The organism is Arthrobacter sp. SAFR-044, from assembly GCF_051965175.1.
Taxonomy (GTDB): domain Bacteria; phylum Actinomycetota; class Actinomycetes; order Actinomycetales; family Micrococcaceae; genus Arthrobacter.
On record NZ_JBQCMK010000013.1, the window covers coordinates 39,347 to 63,844 of the forward strand.

Here is a 24,498-nt window from a genome sequence, read left to right on the forward strand (position 1 = left end):
CCGCCTGCCGGACGGCAGTGCGGGGAACTTGGCTTTGCAACCCGCTTCCTTAATCCAGTTACGAACCGAAGGGCCGTCGAATGACCGCCACCTCCCTGACCAGTACCCAGGGCGCCGGGCGCGCCGGGGACAAAGTCTTCTCCGGCGCCACGCTGGCAGCCGGGTGCCTGATCCTCGCCGTCCTCTTCGGCGTCGCACTCTTCCTGGTAGTCCAGGCAATCCCCGCGCTGACCGCGCCCGCGGACAAGATCCAGGGCGGGCAGGGCTTCTTCGCCTACATCTGGCCCATCGTGATCGGCACCCTGATCGCCGCCGCCATCGCACTGGTTATCGCTACCCCCATCGCCATCGGCGTGGCGCTGTTCATCTCCCACTTCGCACCCCGCCGCCTCGCCTCCGGGCTCGGCTACGTGGTGGACCTGCTCGCCGCCATCCCCTCCGTGGTCTACGGCGCCTGGGGCGCGGCTTTCCTTGCCAAGGAGATCTCCCCGGCCTACGGCTGGCTCGCGGCAAACATGGGCTGGATCCCCATCTTCCAGGGCCCGGCCTCCACCACCGGCAAGACCATCCTCACCGCGGGCATCGTCCTCGCCGTCATGGTCCTGCCCATCATCACCTCCCTGTCCCGCGAGATCTTCCTGCAGACCCCCAAGCTGCATGAGGAAGCTGCGCTGGCGCTAGGTGCAACCCGCTGGGAAATGATCAGGATGGCCGTGCTGCCCTTCGCCCGCCCGGGCATCATCAGCGCCATCATGCTGGGCCTGGGCCGTGCACTCGGTGAGACCATGGCCGTTGCCCTGGTGCTCTCCTCCGGTGCGCTGACCGCCAGCCTGATCCAATCCGGAAACCAGACCATCGCTGCTGAGATCGCCCTGAACTTCCCCGAAGCCAGCGGCCTCAAGGTCAGCACCCTGATCGCCGCCGGCCTGGTGCTGTTCGTCATCACCCTTGGCGTGAACATGATCGCGCGCTGGGTCATCACCCGGCACAAAGAATTCTCGGGAGCCAACTAAATGACCTCCACGCTTACCCCGGTCCGCAGCAAGCGGTCTGCCCTCACCAAGGGCCAGCTGCCCAAGTATGCACCCTATGTGGTGCTCGTCGGAGCCCTGATCGTCGGGGCCGCCATCCTCGCCCTGATCGGCTTCAACCCGTTCGGCTGGGGCCTGGTCTCCGCGATCCTGTTCGCCGTTGGCCTGGTTTCCTGGAGCGCCGCCGTGGAAGGCTCCCGCAAGGCCAAGGACAAGCTGGCCACCTGCCTGGTGGTCGGCTCGTTCCTGGTGGCGCTGCTGCCCCTCGTTTCGGTGATCTGGACCGTGCTGGTCAACGGCATCCCCGGGCTCCTCGACCCCGGATTCCTCACCACCTCCATGAACGGCGTCACCGGGGCCTTCGACAACAAGGCCGTGGAAAGCGGCGGTCCCGTGGTGGGCGGCATCTACCACGCCCTCCTGGGCACCGTGCAGATCACCCTGCTGGCCACCGTCATCTCTGTTCCCGTGGGCCTGCTCACGGCCATCTACCTGGTGGAGTACGGCCACGACGGCCGCCTGGCCAAGGCCATCACGTTCTTCGTGGACGTCATGACCGGCATCCCGTCCATCGTCGCCGGCCTGTTCGCCGCCGCGTTCTTCTTCGCGGTGGTGGGCCCGGGCACCAAGACCGGTGCGGTGGCCGCCGTCGCGCTTTCCGTGCTGATGATCCCCGTGGTGGTCCGCTCCAGCGAGGAAATGCTCAAGATCGTCCCCAACGAGCTCCGCGAGGCCGCCTACGCCCTGGGCGTCCGCAAGTGGCGGACCATCCTCAAGGTGGTTATCCCGACGGCGATCTCGGGCATCGCGTCCGGCGTCACCCTGGCGATTGCCCGGGTCATCGGTGAGACGGCGCCCATCCTGGTCACCGCCGGGTTCGCCACCAATATCAACTCGAACGTGTTCGGCGGGTGGATGGCCTCGCTTCCAACGTTCATCTACACCCAGATCCTCAACCCCACCTCGCCGTCCAACCCGGACCCGTCCTCCCAGCGGGCCTGGGGTGCCGCCCTGGTGCTGATCATCCTGGTGATGGTCTTGAACCTGGTGGCGCGCCTGATCGCACGGATCTTCGCCCCCAAAACCGGCCGGTAACCAGACCTGCCGCATCTTCCGCCATACCGCGGCGGATCCTAGACTTCAACCCATACCCAGTAAGTGAAGGAACACCATGTCTAAGCGCATCGACGTCAAGGACCTGAACGTGTACTACGGCGATTTCCTCGCCGTTGAGGACGTCAGCATCAACATCGAGGCCAAGTCCGTCACCGCGTTCATCGGTCCCTCCGGCTGCGGAAAGTCCACCTTCCTCCGCACTCTGAACCGCATGCACGAGGTCATCCCCGGCGCACGCGTCGAGGGTGAGGTTCTGCTGGACGGCGACAACCTCTACGGACCCGGCGTGGACCCTGTCACCGTGCGCTCGCAGATCGGCATGGTCTTCCAGCGCCCCAACCCGTTCCCCACCATGTCCATCCGGGACAACGTGCTGGCCGGCGTGAAGCTGAACAACAAGAAGATCTCCAAGGGCGAGGCGGACGTCCTCGTGGAACGCTCGCTCAAGGGCGCAAACCTCTGGAACGAGGTCAAGGACCGGCTGGAGAAGCCCGGCTCCGGCCTCTCCGGCGGCCAGCAGCAGCGTCTCTGCATTGCCCGCGCCATCGCCGTGGAGCCGCAGGTGATCCTCATGGACGAGCCGTGCTCTGCCCTCGACCCCATCTCCACCCTGGCCATCGAGGACCTCATCAACGAGCTCAAGGACCAGTACACCGTGGTGATCGTGACCCACAACATGCAGCAGGCCGCGCGCGTGTCCGACAAGACCGCGTTCTTCAACATCGCGGGCACCGGCAAGCCGGGCAAGTTGATCGAGTACGGCGATACCCACACCATCTTCAGCAATCCCGTGCAAAAGGCGACGGAAGACTACGTCTCCGGACGCTTCGGGTAAGCCTGGTCCCGTTGGCGATCTACTGGCGGGTACGCTTATCGAGATACTTTTGGAACTAGTAGTAAGCCCGCTTAAGGAGTTTTGCATGACGCAGACGGCCAGTGAACCCCTGGGCTCCCAGCTTACTGTTTCCGTTCCCGGCGTGGACCCGGTGCCGGACGCCGTGGAACCGGCCCAGGCTTTCGCCGCTGCGGCGGGTCTGGCTGGACCCTTGGCAGCCGGTCCGCTGGCGCCGGAGCTCGAACCGCACCTCGCCCTGGTGGCAGCAGGTGTGGAGGATGCCGTCGAGGAAGAGGATGTCCTGGCGGAGGTGTGGCGAACCAGTTCGCGGCTCGAAAGCATGCAGTGGGAACTGGACACAGCCCAGGAATCCCTGCGGCAGGCAGTCCGCAAAGCCTCCGCGGCCGGAGTGGCAGACGGTGAACTGTGCGCGGCGGCCAACCTGACCCCGGACGAGCTCACCGCCGTCCTCCTGGCCGCTGCCGTCGTCAGCCCTGTGGCCCTGGAGCTTTAGCAAATCCTCGAGGCGCGGCGGGCGCAGTGCCTATTCCGGGACCTCCAGCTGGAACCCGCAATGGCAGCGCAGGACCCGGGTCGGCAGGGATACGGCGTTGAGCCCGCTGCCTGACCTGCTGCTGCGGTAGCAGAGCCGCTCAACCTCGAACTCCGCTTCCTCCATGGGAAAGCCGCAGTGAATGTAGTCGTCCCCGAAGAGGACTACCTTGGCCATCCAGCGGACCTGGTTCAGCGCGGCCGCCACGTCGGTGGCGTAGGCAGTGTGTTCCTGGAACCGGTTGCAGTCGTTGCAGGTGTAGGAGATTGTGACCAGGTCCCCGCCGGCGGCGCCAATGGCGGTGATCGCGTGGATGGTCAGCTGGTGCTCGGTTCCGCAGGCCTCGCACTGGGGCTGCCGGGGCTGGGGAAGGGGGCGCCGGGAATAGGAGGAAGACATGACGCCTGCTCTTTTCCGCGTTGTGCATCCGAGCCGCCGGGTGGCTGCAGCGGCGCCTGGTCCGCAGCCCTGCACGCGGCGCGGACGCCGGTCCCCGGCGTCGTTGACCGGGGGCGTACTTCCGAATTTACGTCACGCAGGATGGCCTGTATAGGGCAGCTGCCCCGCCTAGGCGGAAATGGGGGAGAGGGCCAGCGCAAGCACGAAGCCCAGGGCGCAGGTGGCCAGTGGCGTCAGGCCCCAGAGCCACAGGATCCGGATGACCAGCTTCCGGTTGGTCACCGAGAAGTGCTGGTTTTCCCCCGCTCCCAGGGCCCCGGCCGTGACGGTGTGGGTGGTGGAGAGCGGCCAGTGCAGCCCGATGGCGCCCACAAAGAGCATCAGCGCGCTGAAGGTCTGGGCCACGGAACCACGCAGGGGATCGATCCTGGTGATTTTGTAGCCGATGGTGTGCGAGATCCGCCACCCCCCAAAGAGCGTCCCGGCAGTCATCATCACCGCGGAGAGCGCCGCCACCCAGGTGGGGATCCCGCCGTCGGAATAGCCTGCCGCCAGCAAGGCCAGCAGCAGCACCGCGCTCACGCGCTGCCCGTCCTGCAGGCCGTGCCCAAAGGCCACCGCGCCGGCCGCTACGGCCTGGCCCCGGCGGAAGCGCTGGTTGACAACGTTGGGCTGGGTGTAGCGGGCCACCCACGTGGCTGGATAGACCAGGAGGAAGGAGCCGCTGTAGGCCACGAGCGGGGAGAGCACCAGCGGCAGGACCACCTGGAACAGGAGCGACTGGTCCACGCCCACCACTCCCGGGCCGCCAATGGCCAGGCTGGCGAGGCCTGCGCCGGCAAGCCCGCCCACCAGGGCATGGGTGGAGGAAGCCGGGATGCCGCGCCACCACATCAGGACGCCCCAGGCGCAGGCGCTGGCGAGGCCTGCCACCAGGATGGCCAGGCCGTGGGGGCCGGACGGAAGGCTGATCCAGGTCCGGCTGACGGCGACGGCGAGCACGGCGCTGAGGAGCGCGCCGACAAAGTTGAAGAACGCGGCAAGGAGCACGCCCACGCTGGGGGTGAGGGCCCGGTTCCGGACTGCAAGGGCCACCGAGGTGGATGCGTCACGGAAGCCGTTCAGGAAGGCAAACGCCGCGGCCAGCAGGACCACGGCGCCGAAAATGACTCCCGCCACGTCAGGATTCCTTGACGATGATGCTGCCTACCTGGGTGGCCACCCGCCGCATATCCTTGGTGACCTCCACCAGCTGGTTGGCGATGTCCCGGTTGCGGGAGTACTGGGCCCACTTCATGTCCGCGATCATGTCCGCCACCCAGACGCGGTGGGTCCGCTCGGCCCGCTTGGCGAGGCGCAGGATTTCGATCCAGTAATCCTCGAGGTCGTCCAGGTCATTGAGCCTGCGCATGGCGTCAACGGTCAGCTCGGCCTGCCTGCTGATGATCTCCAACTGGTCGGCCGCGCGCTTGGGCAGGCGGTCCAGCCGGTAGAGGGCCACCAGCTCCGCCGCGGCGTCCATCTTCTCCATGGCCTCGTTGAGGTACCGGGACAGGGCGTACATGTCCTCGCGGGGGAGCGGATTCACGAAGCTCGTGCGCATGTGGGTCAGGAGCGCGAAATGCAGTTCGGCGGACTTGGCTTCGATGTTGTGCATGTCCTCAACGAGCTTGCCGTGCTCGTCCGCGGGTACGCCAAGGATCTCGGCCAGCGTGGCGGTGGCCAGCACGATCTGTTGTGCCATCTGTGAGAGCAGGTTCAGCCCTGCGGGCTCCTGTGGAAAAAGGCGCAGCTTCACGTGTTTACCGGTCTCCAGGACGTATCAAGGCGGGGGTTGCTGCCGTGTGACTTGACGCGGGCGCGCAACTGACGCTTACTCTACCGGCCCGTAACTGCACCCTCTGAATTGGCCACCTGGACGAGGGCAGAAAAATGGTGCCGAACCGGATACGCCTCTCGGCGGTAGGCCGCTCTAGGCGGCTAATTGTTGAAGCCCGGGGGTTTCGCGGCTCGGCACCGGTTTCAGTCTTCTACTTCGCCCGGCCCAAGTCAATCTTGACAGCGGGGCCTCGGTTCGTCCCGGAAATCAGGCCCTGCGGCGTAAAGGAGGGCTCAGTCCAGTTCGCCCAGGCGCCACGCGTTGGCCGCGTGTTCCAGGTCCTCGGCGGTCTTCACCAGCTGATGGGAGTTGCGGGTCAGCTTGCTGGCGTGTGCTTCGTTGGCATGCTCGGCGCCGTCGGCGAGGGTGGCCTGGCCGAGCGCAACCACGCGGCAGAAGGCAGCTGAACGTTCCAGCGCGACGTCGAAGTCGCCGTCGAAGGCGCCGGAAAGAATGGCATCTGCCATGGTGCGCATTTCGTCAGCGCCCGGCGGTTCAGCTGCGCCGGCCACCACGTTGGACACCTGGGCAGTGTCCCTGCCCGCGCGGAAGTAGACGGAGATGCGCTCGGGGTCCTGGACGGTGGCGGCGCGGAGTGCGTAGAGCCGCCACAGGGCGCCGGGAAGGGATCGGGCGGGGCTCTCCGCCCACATCTCGGCGATGGCATCCAGGCCCTGTTCGTCGGCAAGCTTCACCAGGCGTTCGGTGATCACGGGATCGTCGCTGTCGCGGCCATGGCGGACCAGGGCCTGGGCGGCGAGGTGGGCGGCCTCTGACACGCGGGCGGGATCGGCGCCGCCGGCAAAGGGCTCGAAGTCCATCGGAGCGAAGGGCTTGGGCTTGTGGTGCCGGTTGCTGCCGCCGTACGGACTGGTTCCTGCTTGCTCGCTCATGCCCCCCACGCTACTCCTGTGCCGCCGCGGAAATCGAGCATCCGCGGGGCTTGTCGGCTGCCGGCCGCAAGGGGCGGAAGGATGGCGTAAAAACGTACGACGGCGGTGCCCGGGACGTGTGCGAAGTGGCCGGAACCATGGGTTAGAGTATTAACGTCCAGAAATGGATTGGGCCGAACGGGCAGGCACAGCGTGTTTGACCGGCCGGCAGGGGCCTTTAGCTCAGTTGGTAGAGCATCGGACTTTTAATCCGTGGGTCGTGGGTTCGAGCCCCACAGGGCCCACCCAGCAAGACCACGAGGGTCCGCCGCTAACGCAGGCGGGCCCCAGTCTTTTAAGCATCCCGGTCAGCAGGTCCCCGGGGCAGACTCAACATTCCAGGTCAGGCAGCTACCACGGTCCCGTTTCGCGGCAATCCGTCCGGGAACGAAATGGGAATTGCGGAAGCCTGTCCCGGATCCGCCGAGTCCATGGCCTGCACGTGCACATGCGGTTCTGTGCTGTTGCCCGAATTCCCGCACCGCCCCAGCGGCTCCCCGCACTCAACCACCTGGCCGGGCTGGACGCAGACGCTCCCTCGCTTCAGGTGGCACAGGGCGATGAACACCCCGCCCAGCTCGATGATCACGTGGTTGCCCGCCAGGGCCGGCCATCCCTCCCGCACCCGCCGGGCCTGGGCCGTTGCATAGCCGATCGATGGGAAGCCGCGGTAAGCGGGGTGGTCCGGCTCCCCATCATGGGCGGCCCGCACCAGCCCGGCCACCGGCGCCGTCACCGTCCTGCCGAACCCGACGAAGTGGTCCGGCGGCTCGGGCCGGAACAGCGAGGCGACGGTGATTGGTGCAGAGTGCCGGTTCCCGTCCACCGGCGTGAAGTCGATGGCGAGATCCGTGGCAAAGAGCCGCGTCCCGTGGCTGGGGACCCGGTCCGCCGGTGAGTTCTGCACCAGCCAGGTGCCCGTGAAGGGATAGGCCAGGTCAACCGGGCCTGCCGGATTCACGGTTCAGCCGGCGGGGTCGTACTCGAAGACGCGCAGCTCCTGCGCGCAGCGGCAGGCCACCGCGGTCTGCCGGTAGGTCCCCCCACTTACGGTTCCGTCGCCGCAGGGAAACGACATCAGGTACTTGGCCATTCCGCCGGCTCCTTCAGCACACTCGGGGGATCACCCTCATCCTTCCCACCGGACCCCCGGTGCGCAAGGATCCAGCCACGATCCGCCGCCTGCCAGGTACGCCGGCGCGGGGACTGCAACAGGCACAATAGGCACATGGCAAAAACCAGCAAGGGCCGGATGCCGCGCCTGGAAGACGTGGCCAAGGTGGCCGGAGTCTCCCACCAGACCGTCTCCCGCGTGGTGAACAACCACCCGAACGTCAGCAAGGCCACCCGGGAAAAGGTGGAGGCGGCCATTGCCGAACTGGGGTACCGGCGCAACACCGCGGCCCGGAGCCTGGTGACGCGGCGCTCGCAGACCATCGGCGTGCTGGCCAGCGAGCTCTCCCAGTACGGCCCGGCCAACACCCTGGTGGGGGTTGAACATGCCGCCCGCAACGCCGGCTACTTTGTCAGCATCGCCGCCCTGCGGGAGGTCAGCAGGGACGCCATCTCGGACGCGGTGGGCCACTTCATGGACCAGGCCGTGGACGGGATCGCCGTATTGGTGCCGCATTCAGAAACCCTGGCCGTGCTGGAGCAGATGAACCTTCCGGTGCCCGTGGTGGCTGTCGGCTCCACCGGCAGCGCCTCGGTGAGCGGCGCCATGGTGGACCAGCGCGCGGGTGCCAGGCTCGCCGTCGAACATCTCATCAAGGAAGGGCACCGGCGGATCGGGCACATTGCAGGGCCACCGGACTGGACTGACGGCGCCGAGCGTGCCGAAGGCTGGCGGGCGGCGCTCCGCGAGGCAGGGCTGGACGAATCCCTCCTGGTGGAAGGGGACTGGAGCGCCGGGAGCGGCTACGCGATCGGCTGCGGGCTGGCATCAGGACTCACGGCCACGGCCATCTTCGTGGGCAACGACCAGATGGCCCTGGGCCTCCTGCGCGCGTTCACCGAGGCGGGCGTCAGGGTGCCCGACGACGTGTCCGTGGTGGGCTTCGATGACCAGCCGGAAGCGGGGTACTTCACGCCCCCGCTGACCACCGTCCGCCAGGACTTCGAGGAACTGGGGCGCCGCTGCATGGACATCATGCTTGAGGAAATCGAGTCGGGTGCCGCGGTGAGCTCCACCGTGGTCCCGCCGGAACTGGTCCTCCGCGCCAGCACCGCCGCCCCGGTGTCCGCCTAGAAGCCTCGGCAGCCGCCTGGAAAGGGCGGGATGGACGCCGGCAAAAGAAAACCAAAAAAATCTCCATGAATCTGCATCCAACTCCGGGCCTGCGCCGGTAGTAGGGGTGTCAGCAAAAATGCCCGGGGAGCCGGGCCGTTCAAGGAGATGGACATGCGCAACACAATCTTCACCGCAGGTGCCGGTGCGGCGGCCATTGCAGCCGCAATCGCTCTGGCCGGCCCCGCCAACGCAGCAGAAGGAGACGCCCAGCTCTCGGTGCTGCACGGGGTCCCCGGACTGACCGTGGACGTCTGGGTCAACGGCGACCGTACGCTGGATGACTTCACGCCGGGAACCCTAGCCGGGCCCCTGGCCCTTCCGGCGGGCACCTACGAGATCGCCATCACGGCAGCCGACGCCGCCGACGCATCCGCCCCCGCCATTGGTCCTGTCAGCGTCAACCTGGCAGCCAACGGTAACTACACCGCGGCCGCCCACCTCGGCGCAGACGGCAAGCCCACGGCCAGCCTGTTCACCAATGACGTCTCCCCGATCCCGGCCGGCAAGGGCAAACTGACCGTCCGGCACGCCGCCGCCGCACCCGCCGTCGATGTCCTGGCCGGCGGTACCGCCGTCGTCACCAACCTGGCCAACCCGGCCGAACAGACCCTGACCCTCGATCCCGGCACGGTCCCGGCCGCAGTTGCCGCCGCCGGGACCACCACCCCCGTGATCGGGCCCGCAGACGTCACGGTGGCCGAAGGGACGCACACCATCGTCTACGCCTGGGGCAGCCTGGCGGACCAGAACCTCAAGCTCGCCGTCCAGACCATCGAAGGCCTGCACACGTCTCCAGCCTCGGTACCCGGCGCCCTTGAAGGCTCCGCAAATGCCGATGGGACGGGTTCCCCGGTTGCCACCGCCGGGTTTGGCCTGGCAGCCCTGGCCTTGCTGGCCGGGGCGGTGGGTGTAGGCCGCGCCGTCCGCGCCCGGCGGGCGGAACTCTAACCGGCTCCGCTGAAGGCCCAGCCAAGCGCAGGGGCCCGGCCGCATATCCGCGGACGGGCCCCTGCGCCGGCCCATTTGTCCGCAATAGATGTCTCCAGGGAAGGGCGGCAGCCATGACAACACGCACGACGCCGGCAGGCGGGTACCGCCGTCGGCCTGCCTCAAGGGGTGCGGCAGCAGCGCTGGTGGCTGGGGTGCTGGTTCTCTCCGGCTGCGGTTCGGCCGCCCCGTCCACATCCGGGGCATCGTCCCCAGCGGCTGCAACCAGTTCCACGGCTTCGTCGGACGCCCGGCCGCCGCAGGCATCCGCCCCCAGCGGAGCTCCCCCTTCCAGCCCTGCCATTTCCAGCCCTGGCATTGCCCAGCCGGGGGACATCCCGCTCCGGCCGGCCACCCTGTCGGCGAATCCTGCCGCGCCGGCACCCATTTCGCTCACTGTGGCCGGCACGGCCATCGACATGCCGGTGGTGCCCGGGGGCGTGTCCGCCGGGGGAGCGATGGAGATTCCGGACGTGTTCGACCGTGCCGCCTGGTACAGGTTCGGCCCGGCGCCGGGCGCGGCCGAAGGTACCGCCGTCATCGCCGGACACATCGACACCACCTCGGACCGCGCGCCGTTGTCCGCCCTGAAGTCGCTCGCGACCGGAACCATCATCCGGGTGGGAAGGGAAGGCGCCTCCGCACTCACCTACCGGGTTGCGGGCGTGGAGCTGATGGCGAAGGACAAGTTCGACGGCGCATCCCTGTTCAGGCGGTCAGGGCCCCATGAACTCAAGCTGGTTACCTGCGGCGGCAAATGGCTGGACGAGCGGATGGACTACAGCGACAATGTGATTGTCACCGCAGTCCCTGCCTGAACCGGTCCCCGCATGAACCAGTTCCTGCACGGTGGGTGGCCAGCCATGTATCTCGTCGCCGAAGCCGGGAGGGAGCCGCCCGTGACGCTCCCCGGCCGCGCGTCCCCCGGATGGGATGACGGGCTCACCGCCTCTTTCCTGTCCGGCGATGAGCATGCGCTGGCGGCGGCCTACCGCGAGTTCGCGCCCCTGGTGCATACCTTGGCCCTCCGGTCCCTGGCGGACCGCGCTGCGGCGGACGATGTGACCCAGGAGGTGTTCATCCGGGTGTGGCGCTCGCGGAGCACCTTCAACCCGCAGATAGCCCGGCTCCCGGCCTGGATCGTCGGCATCACCCGCAATGCCATCGCGGATGCCCAGCAGTCGTCCGCCCGCGAAGCCCGCAAGGCCTACGCCGCCGCGGGCGCCGGCATGGCCGCGGATGCAGGGGCGGGAACGGAGGCCGCGGAAACGCTGGCGGACCGGCTGCTCCTGGACGGTGAACTGGAAAGGCTGGGAGAGCCCCAGGGGTCCATCATGAAGCTTGCCTTCTACGAGGACCTGACGCACGAACAGATCTCCCGGAAACTGGACCTGCCCCTTGGTACCGTCAAGAGCCACATCCGCCGCAGCCTGACCCACCTGAGAAGCAGATTGGAGGTAGACCATGCCGCATCTTGATCCGGAACAGTTGAGCCTCCTGGCGCTGTACGACGACTGGGATGACCCGGGCGCCCGGGAGCACCTCCTGGCCTGCCCCCAGTGTGCCGCCGACTATGCAGCCCTGCGCCGCACGGTGGAAGCGGTGAAGACAACGCCGGACACCAGCCGCCTGTCCGTCCCCGGGCCCCAGGTCTGGGCGGGAATCCATCGCGAACTTGGCCTGGGTGAGTCCCTCCGGGAGGACCCGCTGGCGGCGGAAGCGCCTGAAGAGGGCGGGACCAAGGAAGCCGGGACGAAGGAAGCCGGGGCAGCTCCTGGCGCCATGCCCGCATCCGGGGACGTGCCGCCGTCGAACGTTGTCCCGCTCTCTGACAGAACAAGTGGCGTCAAAACCAAGGGTGCCCGGACCCGGGGTGCGTGGTGGCAGCGGCCCGGCACGTGGCTGGCGACGGCGGCAGCTGCTGTCCTGGTGGTTTTTGGCGCCAACTGGGCCTTCAACCGCCCGCCCCAGCCCCAGGAGCTCGCGGCGACCCAGCTGACGCCGTTGGCACAGCATTCCGCGGCAGGCTCCGCCAAGGTGGTGGAGGCTGCTGACGGCTCCCGCAGCCTGCAGGTGAGCCTGGACAAGGATGAAGCCAAGGGCTATCAGGAAGTGTGGCTGATTGCGCCGGACCTCTCCAAACTGGTCAGCCTGGGCGTCATGAACTCAACGTCGGGAACGTTCCAGGTTCCCGCCGGCCTTGACCTTTCCCAGTACCCGGTAGTGGATGTGTCGGACGAGCCGGTAGACGGTAATCCCGCCCATTCCAGCGTGAGTATTGCCAGGGGCACCCTTACAACCTGATCGGTCAGGGCCTGATCAGTGCCCGGGCCCACCCGGCGAGCCTGCCCCACTGGGCCACGGTGGCGGCGGCCAGCAGCGCCGCGGCCGCATGCAGGTACAGCATCAGGTGGAGCGAGTGCGCGGCGGGAGCACCGGCCGACGGCGGCGCGTCTGCAGTGGGCGGGGTTCCGTGGCCGTGGCCCGGCAACGGAACGGCGCTGGCGGTGGAGAAGGCGGTGAAGGCAAGATGCAGCAGCTGCTGCGCGACGGCAGCCGCCACCAGGACCGCCCAGCCGGGAACCTGCGCCGGCGCCACCCGATCCAGGAGCACCGCACCAAGCCCCAGCAGCACCGCCAGTGCGGCAATGATGATGACCGCCGGCGCCTGGCCGCCGCCGCCCACATGGGCGGCCAGGCCAAGAGCGGTGCCCAGCGGTCCGGCCAGCCAGGTGAGGGTACCCGCGCGGGCGACCGCCGGATGCGTGCCTTCCATGCCTCCGCCCCTCCCGCGTTCCTTGGTCCTTGTTGTTCCCTACCCACCCCGGGGCCGGTGAACCATCATGAACCGGAAGCCGGTCAGCGGCCGAAGTGTGCGTGCGGCGCACCTTCCGGAAGGCGTTCCAGGATGTCTTCGGCCACCTTGCGCACCTTGATGTTCCGGTGGCTTGACGCCTTGGCGAGGATGGCAAACGCCTCCTGGTAGGAGCACCTGTTTTGCGCCATGATCACGCCGCAGGCCACATTGATGGAGGTGCGGCTGTCGAGTGCCGAGCGGAGATCGGTGGCCAGCGAGCGGGCAGTGTGCAGGTTGATGGCCATTTGGAGGCTCTTGGCTGCCAGCACTGCGAAGGTGCGTGCTTCCGCGATAACCTGCAGCGGGAAAGCCTTCGAGTCCTCAGCGAAGAAGGCAAGGGCGGCCCTTGACTGGCCTAGTTCGCTGCTGCCAGGGATCCCATCGTCGGCGGGAACGCCCGTGTCCAGGCGGAGCCTTACGGCAAGGGCGCTGCCAAAGCCGGCCGACTGGAGTTGGCTGGAATAGCGCCGCCAGCGGAAGTCCCCGTTCCTCTGGAGAACGGCCACGGGGTGGCCGCCGGACATCACATCGGTCACGGGGCCCTCGGCCGTTTCACGTTCCCAGTCCAGCAGGCGGGCCACCTCGTCAGTGGTGCCCGTGATGGCCGGAGCGCGTTTGGGCTGATGCAGCATCAGCCCGCACCCGACGTCGATCCCGGCCGTCCTGACGACGTGTGCGGCCGAAGCGGCAACCAGCAGGTCCAGGGAGTCGGCCAAAGTTGGGGCACCGTTGACCAGGTCCAGGAGGAGTGAGGTGTTCCGGGACGCGGCCTGTTCGTGGCTGCCCGCCACGGTCAGCGGTGCGTGGCCCCTCCGGGAGAGCGGAGGGGCTAGAGGGCCGGCGACGGCTGGGGGAGAGCCCTTGGTCTCGAAGGACTCCTCGTCGCCGGCCCCGCCTATTACCCGTGTCCGATGGACCGGGAAACCTGGGCCGATTTGTGGTGAATGATGCATTGCCAGTCTCACACCCCCCTAGTGAGCCAAAACCGAGAGCTTGAAGGTCTTGCCTCTGTGAAAAAACTAATTGCCCTCCAGCCCCGGGTGAATGCGTAGCTGGTACCTGTCTTTTCGATTAGGTAGTACTTGGATGCCCCCGGTCCGGGGCCTTTCCCTGCATTGCGGCAGGTCCAGCCCGCGGCCTGGTTCTCCCGCATGCACCGGACGCCCGGGGCCGAATACGCGGCAAAACACTTGACTCAGGAAGCGGCACCCCAAAGAATGCTTCTATAACGTTGTAGAAACTATCCGAGGATGCCTCCGTGACACAGCCAGAACCCGCCGCAGCAAAAATCACCCTCGACCCGTCCTTCATCGTGGGGCCCGTCCGCCGTCGTACGTTTGGCGCCTTCGTTGAGCACCTTGGCCGGTGCGTCTATACCGGCATCTTTGAGCCGGACCACCCGGACGCCGACGAGGACGGCTTCCGCAAGGATGTCCTGGAGCTGACCCGGGAGCTGGGCGTCTCCACCGTCCGCTACCCGGGCGGCAACTTCGTCTCCGGCTACCGCTGGGAGGACGGCGTGGGCCCGGTAGAGCAGCGCCCCGTCCGGCTGGACCTGGCCTGGCACTCCACCGACCCCAACACCGTGGGCGTGGACGAGTTCGCCAAGTGGTCGGCCAAGGCCGGCGTGGAACCCATGATGGCCGTGAACCTGGGCACCCGCGGCGTGCAGGAGGCACTTGACCTCGTGGAGTACTGCAATATCGACGGCGGGACGGACCTTTCAGAGCAGCGCCGCACCAATGGCGCGGAAAAGGGCTACGGCATCAGGATGTGGTGCCTGGGCAACGAGATGGACGGCCCCTGGCAGATCGGGCACAAAAACGCGCTGGAGTACGGCCGGCTGGCAGCGGACACTGCCCGCGGCATGCGCATGATCGACCCCGGCCTGGAACTCGTGGCCTGCGGCAGCTCCGGACCCAGCATGCCCACCTTTGGGGAGTGGGAGCGTGTGGTCCTGACCGAAACCTACGAACTCGTTGACCTGATCTCGGCGCACCAGTACTTCGAGGACTTCGGCGACCTGCAGGAACACCTGGCTGCCGGGCACAAGATGGAAGCGTTCATCCGCGACATCGTGAGCCACATCGACCACGTGAAGTCAGTCAAGAAGTCCAGCAGGCAGGTGAACATCTCCTTCGACGAGTGGAACGTCTGGCACATGAGCCGTGACGAATCCAAAGTGCCCGCCGGCAAGGACTGGCCGGTGGCGCCGGTGCTGCTGGAGGACACCTACACGGTGGCCGACGCCGTGGTGGTGGGTGACCTCCTGGTCACGCTGCTCCGGAACACGGACCGTGTCCACTCGGCCAGCCTGGCGCAGCTGGTGAACGTCATCGCACCCATCATGACCGAACCCGGAGGCCGGTCCTGGAAGCAGACCACCTTCCACCCCTTCGCACTGACCTCCCGGTACGCCTCCGGTACGGTGCTGCAGCTCGCCACCGAATCGCCGCTGGTCAGCGGCGGCACGACGGCCGGCTTCGCCGCGCTGTCCGCCGTCGCCACCTATGACGCGGACAAGGGCCAGGCGGTGGTGTTCGCCGTCAACCGCTCGGCTGACCAGGCGCTCACGCTGGACGCCGCCGTGGCCGGCCTCGGCAGGGTGCGGGTGGTGGAAGCTTTGACCTATGCGAACAAGGATCCTTACTGGCAGGCCACCGCCGACGATTCCACCTCCGTCCTGCCCTCGGAAAACGGCACGGCAAAGGTGGAGGCTGGCCGGCTCACCGCCGAACTTCCGGCTGTGTCCTGGTCCATGATCCGGCTGGCCGTGGAGTCCTGACCGGCTCAAACACCTGAGGGTGTGCTTATGACGACGGCGGGCCGCAGGTGGGAGGATGGACGGCATGGAACTGCACATCACGGGCGATCCCGCCGCGGACAAGTTGTTGAGTGAGGACGACTTCGCCCTCCTGACCGGCATGCTGCTGGACCAGCAGGTGACGATGGAATCCGCCTTCGCCGGGCCCGAAAAGATCCGGGCCCGGATCGGGTCGCTGGAGCCCGAGGCCATTGCAGCGCACGATCCAGCCGCGTTCGTGGAGATGTTCAAGGAGCGGCCCGCCGTCCACCGCTTCCCCGGTTCCATGGCTGCGCGCGTGCAGGCGCTCGCCGGGGCGGTCCGGGACGAATGGGACGGCGATACTGCCGCCATCTGGACCAAGGGCTCGCCGGACGGCGCAGAGGTGCTGCGCCGGCTCAAGGCGCTGCCCGGTTTCGGGGAGCAAAAGGCGAAGATCTTCCTGGCCCTGCTGGGCAAGCAGCGTGGACTCGAGGCACCCGGTTGGCGGGAAGCCGCCGGCCATTACGGCGAGGACGGTGCGTACCTGTCGGTGGCCGACATCGTGGACCCGGAATCCCTGGCCAAGGTGCGTGCCAGCAAGCAGGCTGCAAAGGCAGCAGCAAAGGCAGGAAAAGAACGTTAATGGCAGTCACCATGAACGACGTCGCGAGGGCGGCGGGCGTCTCCCTGAAGACCGTTTCGAACGTCCTGAACGATTATGAATTCATCCGCCCAGCCACCAAGCAGCGGGTGCAGGATGCCATCGCGGAACTGGGCTACGAGGCCAACCTCACCGCCCGCAGCCTGCGGTCCGGCAAGACGTCCACGCTGGGCCTGGTCCTGTCCGATCTTTCCGCCCCCTATTACGCCGAACTGGCGTCGAAGCTGATGAAGGCTGCCGCCCGCCACGGGTACCGGGTAATGGTGGAGCAGTCCGACGCCGAGGCCTCCGCCGAACTTGGTGCCTTGCAGGGGACCTTCCGCCAGCTCACCGACGGGCTGCTGTTCACGCCGCTGGTGGTGGACGCGGATGCCATTGCCGCGCGGGCGGGCAAGAAACCGATGGTGATGCTCGGCGAGCACATCGTGGATCCCCGTTTCGACCTGGTGACCATGAAGAACGAGGAGGCCGCGGCTGCGCTCACCACCCACCTGCTGGCTGGCGGCCGCCGTCGTATCGCCGTGGTGGGAGCCAGCACCGGGGAGTCCGCCGGGACGGCGGGCCTGCGCCTGAACGGGTACCGGAATGCGCTGGCGGAAGCGGGCATCCCCTTCGACCCCGCGCTCGTGGCACCCGCTGAATGGCGCCGCGATACGGGTGCTGCCGCCGTCGCCGGTCTGCTGGAAGCGGGCGTGGAGTTCGACGCCGTCTTCGGACTGAATGACGTACTGGCGCTGGGCGCCATGCACGAGCTGCTGGTCCGCGGCGTCAAGGTCCCGAAGGACGTGGCGGTGGCGGGCTTTGACGACATCGACGAAGCGCGCTTCGCGTCCCCCTCACTCACCACCGTCTCGCCGGGCATGGATGAGATCGCGGAGCGGTCCATCACCCTGTTGCTGGACCGGATCGCCGGCCGCGAGCCGTCGGAACAGGGCGTGCACGTGGAAGCCGGGTTCGAACTGAAGGTCAGGGAATCCGCGCCCTAGGGTTTCGCAGCCCCGCAGGCGGGTAACTTTCCCTCACCACCCGCCGGCCCACGGACTCAACGAGGAAAGGTGCCCCCATGATCGCCCTCCTGGTCATCGACATGCAAAACGCATTCTTCGAAACGCCCGAACTGGCAGCCCAGCAGGACCGGGTGGTCAGCGAGTGCAACCGGCTGCTGGAAGGGTTCAAGGCCGCCGGACACGCGGCGCTCCTGGTAGGCACCGAGCACGAGCGGGACAAGTCCACCTGGACCCTCAGCATGCTCGACGACGACCAAGGCTTCATCTTCCGCGGGAGCGGGCAGGCCCAGTCGGTGCCCGGCCTCATCAAGGAGGACCTGCCCCAGTTGAACAAGACCCGGGACAGTGCCTTCGTGGGAACCAACCTGCTGGCCCGGCTGCGGAACTGGGACGCCGACGAAGTGGTGCTCGCCGGTGTCTCCACGCACAACTGCATCGCCCAGACCGCAGCCGACGCATTCGCGCACAACATCCGGGTCACCTACGCCAAGGACGCGATGGCCTCCGAAGCCGACCAGGACGCTGCAGACATGCTCCGCATCCTCTCCGCCACCTACCGCCAGCCCATCCAGTCCAGCGACGAGATCCTTGCCCGGCTCAGCGGGGCGGAGTAGCCTCCCACCGTTGGGGCACATCCCCAGCTTTCGTTGATACTCCTGAAACCTGGCGGAAACGTGACCCGCCTACGCTGGCAGCACGCCGCAGGCCGTCGAAGGGAACCCCATGCATCTCATGCCGCGTGAGCAGGAAAAACTCCTGATCGTGGTGGCCGCCGACCTGGCCCGCCGAAGGCAGTCCCGCGGCCTCAAACTCAACTACCCCGAGGCCGTGGCCATCATCAGCTACGAACTGATCGAGGGCGCCCGCGACGGCAGGACCGTGGCCGACCTCATGAGCTACGGCACCACCCTGCTCACCCGGGCCGACGTGATGGAAGGCGTGCCGGAGATGATCCACGACGTCCAGATCGAAGCCACGTTCCCGGACGGCACCAAGCTGGTCACCGTCCACAACCCCATCCGCTAAGGAGCGCGGCAATGATTCCAGGCGAGTACGTCCTGCGGCCGGAACCCGTGACCGCGAATGCGGGCCGGGAGGCAATCGAGGTGGCCGTAACCAACACCGGCGACCGGCCCGTCCAGGTGGGGTCGCATTACCACTTCGCCGAGGCCAACGCGGCCCTGGCCTTCGACCGCGAGGCGGCTTACGGCCGGCGCCTGGACATCCCGGCAGGAACAGCGGCTCGCTTTGAGCCGGGGGATTCACGGAACGTGCGGCTCATTGAGCTGGCTGGGACCCGCGAGGTGCATGGGCTCAGCAATGCGGTCAATGGAAGGCTCGACGACGGCACCCGGCAAAGCGGGCCTGTGATGGAAGGGGACGGCGAGTGAGCTTCGAGATTCCGCGCAGGCAGTACGCGGACCTCTACGGGCCGACAACCGGGGACAAAATCCGGCTGGCGGACACCGAACTCTTCCTTGAGATCGAAAAGGACTTCACCGTGTACGGCGAGGAAGTGGTGTTCGGCGGCGGCAAGGTGATCCGCGACGGCATGGGGCAGAACGGCCAGTCCACCCGTGACGGGGACATTCCGGACACCGTCATCACCAACGCCGTGATCCTGGACCACACCGGCATCTACAAGGCAGACGTGGCGCTCAGGGACGGCCACATCTTCCGGATCGGCAAGGCCGGCAACCCGCAGATCACCGACGGCGTGGACATCGTGATCGGCTCAAGCACCGAAATCATCGCGGGCGAGCGGAAAATCCTCACCGCCGGCGGCATCGACACCCACATCCACTTCATCTCACCGGACCAGGTCCCCACTGCCCTGGCCAGCGGCGTGACCACGATGATCGGCGGCGGCACAGGTCCTGCCGAAGGCACCAAAGCCACCACGGTGACGCCCGGAAAGTGGCACATCCAGCGGATGCTGCAGGCGGCCGAGGCGTTCCCCATGAACATCGGCCTGTTCGGCAAAGGCCACGCATCCGCCGTCGAACCCCTCGCCGAGCAGATCCGTGCCGGTGCCATCGGGCTCAAAGTCCATGAGGACTGGGGTGCCACCACCTCCTCCATCGACACGTCGCTGAGGGTCGCCGACGAGTACGACGTCCAGGTGGCCATCCACACCGACACCCTGAACGAGTGCGGGTTCGTGGAGGACACCATCCGCGCCATCGGCGGCCGCGTCATTCACACCTTCCACACCGAAGGCGCCGGCGGAGGGCACGCACCGGACATCATCAAGATCGCCGGCATGCCCAACGTCCTGCCCGCTTCCACCAACCCCACGCTCCCGTACACGCGCAACACCATCGAAGAGCACCTGGACATGCTCATGGTGTGCCACCACCTCAACCCGGACATTCCCGAGGACGTGGCCTTCGCCGATTCCCGCATCCGTGCCGAGACCATCGCCGCGGAGGACGTCCTGCAGGACCTGGGCATCTTCTCCATCACCTCCTCCGACTCCCAGGCCATGGGCCGGGTAGGCGAGGTCATTACCCGCACATGGCAGGTGGCGGACAAGATGAAGAAGCAGCGCGGGGTGTTGGAAGACAACGACGGCGGGGCGCACGGCAGTGCGGACAGCGACAACTTCCGGCTCAAGCGCTACGTGGCCAAGTACACCGTCAACCCCGCCATCGCGCAGGGCATCGCGGATTCCGTAGGCTCAGTTGAAGTGGGCAAGTTCGCGGACCTGGTGCTGTGGGACCCTGCGTTCTTTGGGGTCAAACCGGAACTGGTGCTCAAGGGCGGGCAGATCGCCTACGCCCTGATGGGCGACTCGAATGGGTCCATCCCCACCCCGCAGCCGCGCACCATGCGGCCCATGTTCGCCACCTTCGGCAAGGCTGTCCAGCAGTCCTCCATCACCTTCCTGTCCAAAGCAGCGATCGACGCCGGCGTGCCCCGGGAGCTGGGCCTGGAGAAGGTCATCCGGCCCGTCTCCGGAATCCGCAACCTCACCAAGGCCGACCTCAAGTACAACGACGCCACCCCCGACATCCAGGTTGACCCCGAAACCTACCAGGTGACGGTGGACGGCGAGGACGTCACCTGCGAACCGTCCGACGTGCTGCCCATGGCCCAGCGGTACTTTCTCTTCTAAGCCCTCCCCGAAAGAAACCACGTGATCATCGACAAAGTCCTGGGCAACCTGCACGACCTGCCGGACTCCGACCTCGCCGCCTACGCCGGCCTGCACCGCGAAAAAATCGTCCTGCCCAGCACCCAGCTGGTCAAACGCATCCAGCGCGCCACCACCGACCACGGCAGGGAAATCGGCATCCGCCTCCCCTCCGGCTCCGGCGACCTCCGCGACGGCGACATCCTCCACGTCACCGAAACCAATATGATCGTCGTCTCCGTCCTGCCCACCGACGTCCTGGTCATTGCACCCCGGACCATCCACCAAATGGGCGTCACCGCGCACTCCCTCGGCAACCGGCACCTCCAGGCACAATTCTTCGACGCGGACAGCGAGTACGGGGCCGCCGTCATGGTGTGCGCTTACGACCACACCGTCGAGGACTACCTCCGCCACAACGCCGTGCCCTACACCCGCCAGGAACGCGTCATGCCCGTGCCTTTCCGCCATGCTGAACACAGTCACTAACTCAGCGTCTTCGGCTCCTTCGGCGAGCGCCGGCGCGGGGGCTTCGGCGGGTGATAGGGGCCGTGCCCGCTTCGCGGTGCCCGCCACGCCGCGGCCCCTATCACCCGCCTCCGCCGAGTTGAGCAGGCACGTCGCCTTGGGAGCGCAGGTATGAGCTATCAGCTGGCGCTGCAGCAGTTGGTTGATTCAGCCTTGCCTACTGGGGCTTTTGCTCACTCCCTTGGGTTTGAGACTTATGTCGACGGTGGGGGTGTTTTTGATGAGGGTTCTTTTGGGGTGTGGCTGTCTGCTTTTGTGGCGCAGTCGCTTACTTACTCTGATGGGCTTGCTATTCGGCTTCTGTATGAGGGGGGTGATCTTGGGGAACTGGATTCGCTTTTGTCTGCTTCCCTTTTGCCGCGGCAGGTCCGGGAGGCCAGCGTGAAGATGGGCGGGCGGTTGCTCGAGATTGGGGCTGAGGTGTTTCCCTCGCCTGCGCTGGAACTGTACCGGGACCTGGTGGCCACGGGCCGCGCCGCCGGGCACCAGCCGCTGGCCTTCGCCGTCGTCGCCCGCTCCCTGGGCGTACCGCAGCGGGAGGCGCTTGCTGCCTACCTCTTCGCCACCGTTACCTCGCTCACCCAGAACGCCGTCCGGGCCATCCCGCTTGGCCAGAACGCCGGGCAGCGGGTGCTGCGGAAAGCGCACGACGACGTCGCTGCCGCCCTCCACGCGATCGCGCACCTCACGCCGGACGACCTTGGCGCAGTCAGCCCCGGACTGGAAATTTCGCAAATGCGGCACGAACGCCAGCGTGCCCGGATGTTCATGAGCTGACTGTGCTTCGGCTCGATAGGAGGAAACCATGACTGAACCCATCAAAATCGGCATCGGCGGGCCCGTCGGCGCCGGCAAAACCCAGCTCGTGGAACGGCTCACCCGGCACATGAGCGGCGATATCTCCATGGCCGCCATCACCAACGACATCTACACCATCGAGGACGCCAAAATCCTCGCCGCCAACGGCATCCTCCCTGCAGACCGGATCATCGGCGTCGAAACTGGCGGCTGCCCGCACACCGCCATCCGCGAAGACACCTCCATGAACACCGCCGCCATCGAGGAACTCAAAGTCCGGCACCCCGACTTGCAGGTCATCTTCGTCGAATCCGGCGGCGACAACCTCTCCGCCACCTTCAGCCCCGAACTGGTGGACTTCTCCATCTACATCATCGACGTTGCCCAAGGCGAGAAAATCCCCCGCAAAGCCGGCCAGGGCATGATCAAATCCGACCTCTTCATCATCAACAAAACCGACCTCGCACCCCACGTCGGCGCCGACCTCGCCGTCATGGAACGGGACTCCAAGGAATTCCGTGGCAACAAGCCGTTCTGCTTCACCAACCTCAAAACCGACGAAGGCCTCGAGAAGGTCATCGAATGGATCCGGCACGACGTCCTGATGCTCGATTTGGCATGAGTACGACGGCGGACTCGGGTTCAGCGCTCGCCGCACCGGGGCCTGCGCCCGCGGGTGAGGCCGCTTCCGGCGCTTCACCGGGGATAGGGGGCCGTGCCCGCTTCGCGGTGCCCACCACGCCGCGGCCCCCTATCCCCGGCTCCGCTTTTGCTGGCAGGTCACCGATGGGCGAGCTTGAGCTTCGGGTCGCCGTTCGTGGGCAGCGCTCAGTTGCTTCGCATCAGTACCATCGTGGTGCCTTGAGGGTTATGCGGCCGCATTACCTCGATGACTCCGGACAGGTTTGTTATGTGGTCGTGAATCCTGGCGGGGCTTATCTTGGGGCGGACCTCTTTCGCATTGATGTTGAGGTGGGGGACTCTGCTTCTCTGCTGCTGACTACGCAGTCTGCGACGAAGGTTTATCGGACTCCCGGGTCTTTTGCTGAGCAACGGATGGCTGTGCGGCTGGGGGAGGGGGCGCGGCTGGAACTCATGCCGGACCAGCTCATCGCCTACCGGGAAGCCAGCTACCGGCAGCGGACGTCCGTGACCCTGCGGCCGTCGTCGTCGCTGGTCATGGCCGAGGTTGTGACGCCCGGCTGGTCGCCCGACGGCGCCGCCTTCCGGTATGAGGAAGTGCGCCTGAGGAACCACATCTGTGTGGAAACAGGGGCGGGCGCCGAACTGCTGTCGCTGGACAACCTGCTGATCCGGCCGCCGCTCCACGACGTCACCGGGCTGGGGTTCATGGAAGGCTACAGCCACCTCGGATCGCTGGTGGTGGTGGATCCCCGGGTGGACCAGGCGCTTGCCGACGAACTGCACCTGCTGACCACTGACCACCAGGCCCTGACCGGCATCTCGCTGACCCGCACTGTTGCGGGGACCACCGGGCTGGTGCTGCGGAGCCTCTCCAACAGCACGGACGAGCTGACCCGCCTGCTTCGATCCTGTACTGACCTGCTGCGCGGACGCTGGTACGGCCAGGGGCCGCTGGACCTGAGGAAGCACTGATGGCCGGCATCGCCACGCTCTACCGGGACCGGGACTCGCTGCCGCTCCGGACCCGGGCGCTCTTCACCTTTGGTGCCGTGGCCGCGCTGCACGCTGCCGCCGTCGTCCTTTTGCTTGCCGGAACCCGGACCGGGGGCGGCGGGGCGCTCTCTTGGGGACTTGTCCTTACCGCCTACCTGGCCGGGGTGAAGCACAGCTACGACTGGGACCACCTGGCCGCCATCGACAACTCCACCCGGAAGTTCGTGGCACAGCGGCAGCATCCGGTGAGTGTGGGCTTCGCGTTCAGCCTGGGGCACAGCTCGGTGGTGACCCTGGCGGGGGTGCTGGTAATCGCCGGTGCGTCCATGGTTGGCGGCCTGATGGAGGACGGTACGGCCGGGAACCTGGTGCTGGGGCTGATCGGCAGCGGTGTATCCGGGGTGTTCCTGCTGGCCATGGGGCTGTTCAACGGCTCGGCGTTCACCCGCTCGGCCGCTGCCTTCCGGCGTTCCCGGGCCGGAGCAGCCATTGATCCCCGCGACCTGGAACCGCAGGGACTGGTGGCGCGGCTGCTGGCCAAACCCCTCGCCAGGGTGCGCCGGCCGCGGAACATCTACGTGATTGGCTTCCTCTTTGGGCTGGGTTTCGATACCGCCACCACCATCGGGCTGCTGATGATGACGACGGCGGCGTCCCTGGCCGGGGTGCCCCCGTTTGCCCTTCTCGCCCTGCCGCTCGCCTTCGCAGCCGCGATGACACTGTGTGATTCAGTGAACGGCATGGCGATGATGCGGATGTACCGCTCGGCACTGGCCGACCCGCGACGGAAGCTTGGCTTCAACGCGCTGGTGACGGGTATCTCTGCCGTCTCGGCCCTGTTCATTGCCGTGATCACTTTGGCCGGCTTCTTTCACGCCGCATTCGGCCTGCATGATCCGGTGACGGCTTGGCTTTCATCGATCGACCTGGGCGACGCCGGCTTGCTGCTTGTGGCGCTGCTGCTGGCCGTCTGGGGCGGGGCCGCGCTCGCGTGGAGGCAGGCCCGGAACGGATAGGGCGCGGTGCCGGCACCCATTGCCGGCACCGCGCCCCCATGTGTGGGCGG

At 67.0% G+C, this 24,498-nt stretch carries 29 protein-coding genes and 1 tRNA gene; 22 read left to right on the top strand and 8 right to left on the bottom strand.

The window, feature by feature from the left end:
• Positions 1-80 precede the first annotated feature (80 nt).
• From pstC to ACTHQS_RS17575, 4 genes are all read left to right on the top strand, one after another.
• Positions 81-1,013: a phosphate ABC transporter permease subunit PstC gene (gene pstC / locus ACTHQS_RS17560; RefSeq protein ID WP_440171467.1), complete on the top strand. Its 933-nt coding sequence runs from the start codon at positions 81-83 to the stop codon at positions 1,011-1,013.
• Positions 1,014-2,126, top strand: a complete 1,113-nt coding sequence (gene pstA, locus ACTHQS_RS17565; protein WP_440171469.1) for a phosphate ABC transporter permease PstA — start codon at positions 1,014-1,016, stop codon at positions 2,124-2,126. It begins immediately after the preceding gene.
• A gap of 76 nt (positions 2,127-2,202) precedes the next feature.
• The gene (pstB, locus tag ACTHQS_RS17570) at positions 2,203-2,982 is read left to right on the top strand and encodes a phosphate ABC transporter ATP-binding protein PstB (RefSeq protein ID WP_018763202.1); all 780 of its coding nucleotides are present in this window, start codon (positions 2,203-2,205) and stop codon (positions 2,980-2,982) included.
• 85 nt (positions 2,983-3,067) lie between these two features.
• Positions 3,068-3,496 (top strand): hypothetical protein, encoded by a 429-nt coding sequence (locus ACTHQS_RS17575; RefSeq protein ID WP_440171471.1) that lies wholly within the window; start codon positions 3,068-3,070, stop codon positions 3,494-3,496.
• A 30-nt stretch (positions 3,497-3,526) separates the two neighbouring features.
• Here the strand turns inward: ACTHQS_RS17575 and ACTHQS_RS17580 are convergent, their stop codons facing one another.
• The 4 genes from ACTHQS_RS17580 to ACTHQS_RS17595 all read right to left on the bottom strand — a co-directional run bounded on the left by ACTHQS_RS17580 (position 3,527) and on the right by ACTHQS_RS17595 (position 6,706).
• Positions 3,527-3,934 carry a hypothetical protein gene (locus ACTHQS_RS17580; RefSeq protein ID WP_440171473.1) on the bottom strand — a complete coding sequence of 136 codons (408 nt, stop codon included), beginning with the start codon at positions 3,932-3,934 and terminating at the stop codon, positions 3,527-3,529.
• A gap of 168 nt (positions 3,935-4,102) precedes the next feature.
• Complete coding sequence (locus tag ACTHQS_RS17585) at positions 4,103-5,113, bottom strand: anion permease (protein ID WP_440171475.1); 1,011 nt, start codon at positions 5,111-5,113, stop codon at positions 4,103-4,105.
• A 1-nt stretch (position 5,114) separates the two neighbouring features.
• Positions 5,115-5,732: a DUF47 domain-containing protein gene (locus ACTHQS_RS17590; protein ID WP_159634237.1), complete on the bottom strand. Its 618-nt coding sequence runs from the start codon at positions 5,730-5,732 to the stop codon at positions 5,115-5,117.
• 314 nt (positions 5,733-6,046) lie between these two features.
• Positions 6,047-6,706, bottom strand: a complete 660-nt coding sequence (locus tag ACTHQS_RS17595) for a hypothetical protein (RefSeq protein WP_440171476.1) — start codon at positions 6,704-6,706, stop codon at positions 6,047-6,049.
• 211 nt (positions 6,707-6,917) lie between these two features.
• Between ACTHQS_RS17595 and ACTHQS_RS17600 the strand changes: the two genes are divergently transcribed.
• Positions 6,918-6,990 (top strand) — tRNA-Lys (locus ACTHQS_RS17600).
• A 98-nt stretch (positions 6,991-7,088) separates the two neighbouring features.
• Here the strand turns inward: ACTHQS_RS17600 and ACTHQS_RS17605 are convergent.
• Positions 7,089-7,706 carry a M23 family metallopeptidase gene (locus ACTHQS_RS17605; protein ID WP_440171478.1) on the bottom strand — a complete coding sequence of 206 codons (618 nt, stop codon included), beginning with the start codon at positions 7,704-7,706 and terminating at the stop codon, positions 7,089-7,091.
• 3 nt (positions 7,707-7,709) lie between these two features.
• Positions 7,710-7,838, bottom strand: a complete 129-nt coding sequence (locus ACTHQS_RS17610; protein WP_440171480.1) for a hypothetical protein — start codon at positions 7,836-7,838, stop codon at positions 7,710-7,712.
• 135 nt (positions 7,839-7,973) lie between these two features.
• Here ACTHQS_RS17610 and ACTHQS_RS17615 point away from each other — a divergent pair, with 135 nt between their 5' ends.
• The 5 genes from ACTHQS_RS17615 (at position 7,974) to ACTHQS_RS17635 (ending at position 12,326) form a co-directional block, all read left to right on the top strand.
• Positions 7,974-8,993, top strand: a complete 1,020-nt coding sequence (locus ACTHQS_RS17615; RefSeq protein WP_440171482.1) for a LacI family DNA-binding transcriptional regulator — start codon at positions 7,974-7,976, stop codon at positions 8,991-8,993.
• Between the two features lie 153 nt (positions 8,994-9,146).
• On the top strand, positions 9,147-9,983 hold the full coding sequence (locus ACTHQS_RS17620) for a DUF4397 domain-containing protein (protein ID WP_440171484.1): 837 nt from the start codon (positions 9,147-9,149) through the stop codon (positions 9,981-9,983).
• A gap of 113 nt (positions 9,984-10,096) precedes the next feature.
• Positions 10,097-10,840, top strand: a complete 744-nt coding sequence (locus tag ACTHQS_RS17625) for a class F sortase (protein ID WP_440171486.1) — start codon at positions 10,097-10,099, stop codon at positions 10,838-10,840.
• A 45-nt stretch (positions 10,841-10,885) separates the two neighbouring features.
• The gene (locus tag ACTHQS_RS17630; RefSeq protein ID WP_440171596.1) at positions 10,886-11,500 is read left to right on the top strand and encodes an RNA polymerase sigma factor; all 615 of its coding nucleotides are present in this window, start codon (positions 10,886-10,888) and stop codon (positions 11,498-11,500) included.
• Positions 11,487-12,326: an anti-sigma factor domain-containing protein gene (locus tag ACTHQS_RS17635; RefSeq protein ID WP_440171487.1), complete on the top strand. Its 840-nt coding sequence runs from the start codon at positions 11,487-11,489 to the stop codon at positions 12,324-12,326. The genes ACTHQS_RS17630 and ACTHQS_RS17635 overlap by 14 nt, the downstream gene beginning before the upstream one ends.
• A gap of 4 nt (positions 12,327-12,330) precedes the next feature.
• Here ACTHQS_RS17635 and ACTHQS_RS17640 read toward each other — a convergent pair whose 3' ends face one another.
• Positions 12,331-12,798, bottom strand: a complete 468-nt coding sequence (locus tag ACTHQS_RS17640) for a hypothetical protein (protein ID WP_440171489.1) — start codon at positions 12,796-12,798, stop codon at positions 12,331-12,333.
• Between the two features lie 83 nt (positions 12,799-12,881).
• A complete protein-coding gene (locus ACTHQS_RS17645) occupies positions 12,882-13,832 on the bottom strand; it encodes an ANTAR domain-containing response regulator (protein ID WP_440171491.1) in 951 nt (316 codons plus the stop codon).
• Between the two features lie 305 nt (positions 13,833-14,137).
• Here ACTHQS_RS17645 and arfA point away from each other — a divergent pair, with 305 nt between their 5' ends.
• The 12 genes from arfA to ACTHQS_RS17705 all read left to right on the top strand — a co-directional run bounded on the left by arfA (position 14,138) and on the right by ACTHQS_RS17705 (position 24,448).
• Positions 14,138-15,664: an arabinosylfuranosidase ArfA gene (gene arfA / locus ACTHQS_RS17650; protein WP_440171493.1), complete on the top strand. Its 1,527-nt coding sequence runs from the start codon at positions 14,138-14,140 to the stop codon at positions 15,662-15,664.
• Between the two features lie 55 nt (positions 15,665-15,719).
• Positions 15,720-16,307, top strand: a complete 588-nt coding sequence (locus ACTHQS_RS17655) for an HhH-GPD-type base excision DNA repair protein (RefSeq protein WP_440171495.1) — start codon at positions 15,720-15,722, stop codon at positions 16,305-16,307.
• The gene (locus tag ACTHQS_RS17660) at positions 16,307-17,311 is read left to right on the top strand and encodes a LacI family DNA-binding transcriptional regulator (RefSeq protein WP_440171497.1); all 1,005 of its coding nucleotides are present in this window, start codon (positions 16,307-16,309) and stop codon (positions 17,309-17,311) included. The genes ACTHQS_RS17655 and ACTHQS_RS17660 overlap by 1 nt, the downstream gene beginning before the upstream one ends.
• A gap of 77 nt (positions 17,312-17,388) precedes the next feature.
• The gene (locus tag ACTHQS_RS17665; RefSeq protein ID WP_440171499.1) at positions 17,389-17,946 is read left to right on the top strand and encodes a cysteine hydrolase family protein; all 558 of its coding nucleotides are present in this window, start codon (positions 17,389-17,391) and stop codon (positions 17,944-17,946) included.
• Between the two features lie 109 nt (positions 17,947-18,055).
• Positions 18,056-18,358 (top strand): urease subunit gamma, encoded by a 303-nt coding sequence (locus ACTHQS_RS17670; protein WP_324643838.1) that lies wholly within the window; start codon positions 18,056-18,058, stop codon positions 18,356-18,358.
• Between the two features lie 11 nt (positions 18,359-18,369).
• A complete protein-coding gene (locus ACTHQS_RS17675; protein ID WP_440171502.1) occupies positions 18,370-18,723 on the top strand; it encodes an urease subunit beta in 354 nt (117 codons plus the stop codon).
• Positions 18,720-20,450 (top strand): urease subunit alpha, encoded by a 1,731-nt coding sequence (ureC, locus tag ACTHQS_RS17680; RefSeq protein WP_440171504.1) that lies wholly within the window; start codon positions 18,720-18,722, stop codon positions 20,448-20,450. The genes ACTHQS_RS17675 and ureC overlap by 4 nt, the downstream gene beginning before the upstream one ends.
• A gap of 21 nt (positions 20,451-20,471) precedes the next feature.
• The gene (gene ureE, locus ACTHQS_RS17685; RefSeq protein ID WP_440171506.1) at positions 20,472-20,957 is read left to right on the top strand and encodes an urease accessory protein UreE; all 486 of its coding nucleotides are present in this window, start codon (positions 20,472-20,474) and stop codon (positions 20,955-20,957) included.
• 150 nt (positions 20,958-21,107) lie between these two features.
• On the top strand, positions 21,108-21,773 hold the full coding sequence (locus ACTHQS_RS17690; RefSeq protein ID WP_440171508.1) for an urease accessory protein UreF: 666 nt from the start codon (positions 21,108-21,110) through the stop codon (positions 21,771-21,773).
• 28 nt (positions 21,774-21,801) lie between these two features.
• Positions 21,802-22,416 (top strand): urease accessory protein UreG, encoded by a 615-nt coding sequence (ureG, locus tag ACTHQS_RS17695; protein WP_440171510.1) that lies wholly within the window; start codon positions 21,802-21,804, stop codon positions 22,414-22,416.
• A gap of 164 nt (positions 22,417-22,580) precedes the next feature.
• A complete protein-coding gene (locus tag ACTHQS_RS17700) occupies positions 22,581-23,411 on the top strand; it encodes an urease accessory protein UreD (protein ID WP_440171512.1) in 831 nt (276 codons plus the stop codon).
• Entirely contained in the window at positions 23,411-24,448 is a 1,038-nt protein-coding gene (locus ACTHQS_RS17705; protein WP_440171514.1) for a HoxN/HupN/NixA family nickel/cobalt transporter, read from the top strand. The genes ACTHQS_RS17700 and ACTHQS_RS17705 overlap by 1 nt, the downstream gene beginning before the upstream one ends.
• Positions 24,449-24,498 lie beyond the last annotated feature (50 nt).

Excerpts from the sequence above, each read along its gene's own strand:
- pstC (WP_440171467.1), top strand. The coding sequence starts at position 81 with ATGACCGCCACCTCCCTGACCAGTACCCAGGGCGCCGGGCGCGCCGGG.
- pstA (WP_440171469.1), top strand. The coding sequence starts at position 1,014 with ATGACCTCCACGCTTACCCCGGTCCGCAGCAAGCGGTCTGCCCTCACC.
- pstB (WP_018763202.1), top strand. The coding sequence starts at position 2,203 with ATGTCTAAGCGCATCGACGTCAAGGACCTGAACGTGTACTACGGCGAT.
- ACTHQS_RS17575 (WP_440171471.1), top strand. The coding sequence starts at position 3,068 with ATGACGCAGACGGCCAGTGAACCCCTGGGCTCCCAGCTTACTGTTTCC.
- ACTHQS_RS17580 (WP_440171473.1), bottom strand. The coding sequence starts at position 3,934 with ATGTCTTCCTCCTATTCCCGGCGCCCCCTTCCCCAGCCCCGGCAGCCC.
- ACTHQS_RS17595 (WP_440171476.1), bottom strand. The coding sequence starts at position 6,706 with ATGAGCGAGCAAGCAGGAACCAGTCCGTACGGCGGCAGCAACCGGCAC.
- ACTHQS_RS17610 (WP_440171480.1), bottom strand. The coding sequence starts at position 7,838 with ATGGCCAAGTACCTGATGTCGTTTCCCTGCGGCGACGGAACCGTAAGT.
- ACTHQS_RS17615 (WP_440171482.1), top strand. The coding sequence starts at position 7,974 with ATGGCAAAAACCAGCAAGGGCCGGATGCCGCGCCTGGAAGACGTGGCC.
- ACTHQS_RS17620 (WP_440171484.1), top strand. The coding sequence starts at position 9,147 with ATGCGCAACACAATCTTCACCGCAGGTGCCGGTGCGGCGGCCATTGCA.
- ACTHQS_RS17625 (WP_440171486.1), top strand. The coding sequence starts at position 10,097 with ATGACAACACGCACGACGCCGGCAGGCGGGTACCGCCGTCGGCCTGCC.
- ACTHQS_RS17630 (WP_440171596.1), top strand. The coding sequence starts at position 10,886 with ATGTATCTCGTCGCCGAAGCCGGGAGGGAGCCGCCCGTGACGCTCCCC.
- ACTHQS_RS17635 (WP_440171487.1), top strand. The coding sequence starts at position 11,487 with ATGCCGCATCTTGATCCGGAACAGTTGAGCCTCCTGGCGCTGTACGAC.
- ACTHQS_RS17640 (WP_440171489.1), bottom strand. The coding sequence starts at position 12,798 with ATGGAAGGCACGCATCCGGCGGTCGCCCGCGCGGGTACCCTCACCTGG.
- ACTHQS_RS17645 (WP_440171491.1), bottom strand. The coding sequence starts at position 13,832 with ATGCATCATTCACCACAAATCGGCCCAGGTTTCCCGGTCCATCGGACA.
- ACTHQS_RS17655 (WP_440171495.1), top strand. The coding sequence starts at position 15,720 with ATGGACGGCATGGAACTGCACATCACGGGCGATCCCGCCGCGGACAAG.
- ACTHQS_RS17660 (WP_440171497.1), top strand. The coding sequence starts at position 16,307 with ATGGCAGTCACCATGAACGACGTCGCGAGGGCGGCGGGCGTCTCCCTG.
- ACTHQS_RS17665 (WP_440171499.1), top strand. The coding sequence starts at position 17,389 with ATGATCGCCCTCCTGGTCATCGACATGCAAAACGCATTCTTCGAAACG.
- ACTHQS_RS17670 (WP_324643838.1), top strand. The coding sequence starts at position 18,056 with ATGCATCTCATGCCGCGTGAGCAGGAAAAACTCCTGATCGTGGTGGCC.
- ACTHQS_RS17675 (WP_440171502.1), top strand. The coding sequence starts at position 18,370 with ATGATTCCAGGCGAGTACGTCCTGCGGCCGGAACCCGTGACCGCGAAT.
- ACTHQS_RS17690 (WP_440171508.1), top strand. The coding sequence starts at position 21,108 with ATGAGCTATCAGCTGGCGCTGCAGCAGTTGGTTGATTCAGCCTTGCCT.
- ureG (WP_440171510.1), top strand. The coding sequence starts at position 21,802 with ATGACTGAACCCATCAAAATCGGCATCGGCGGGCCCGTCGGCGCCGGC.
- ACTHQS_RS17700 (WP_440171512.1), top strand. The coding sequence starts at position 22,581 with ATGGGCGAGCTTGAGCTTCGGGTCGCCGTTCGTGGGCAGCGCTCAGTT.
- ACTHQS_RS17705 (WP_440171514.1), top strand. The coding sequence starts at position 23,411 with ATGGCCGGCATCGCCACGCTCTACCGGGACCGGGACTCGCTGCCGCTC.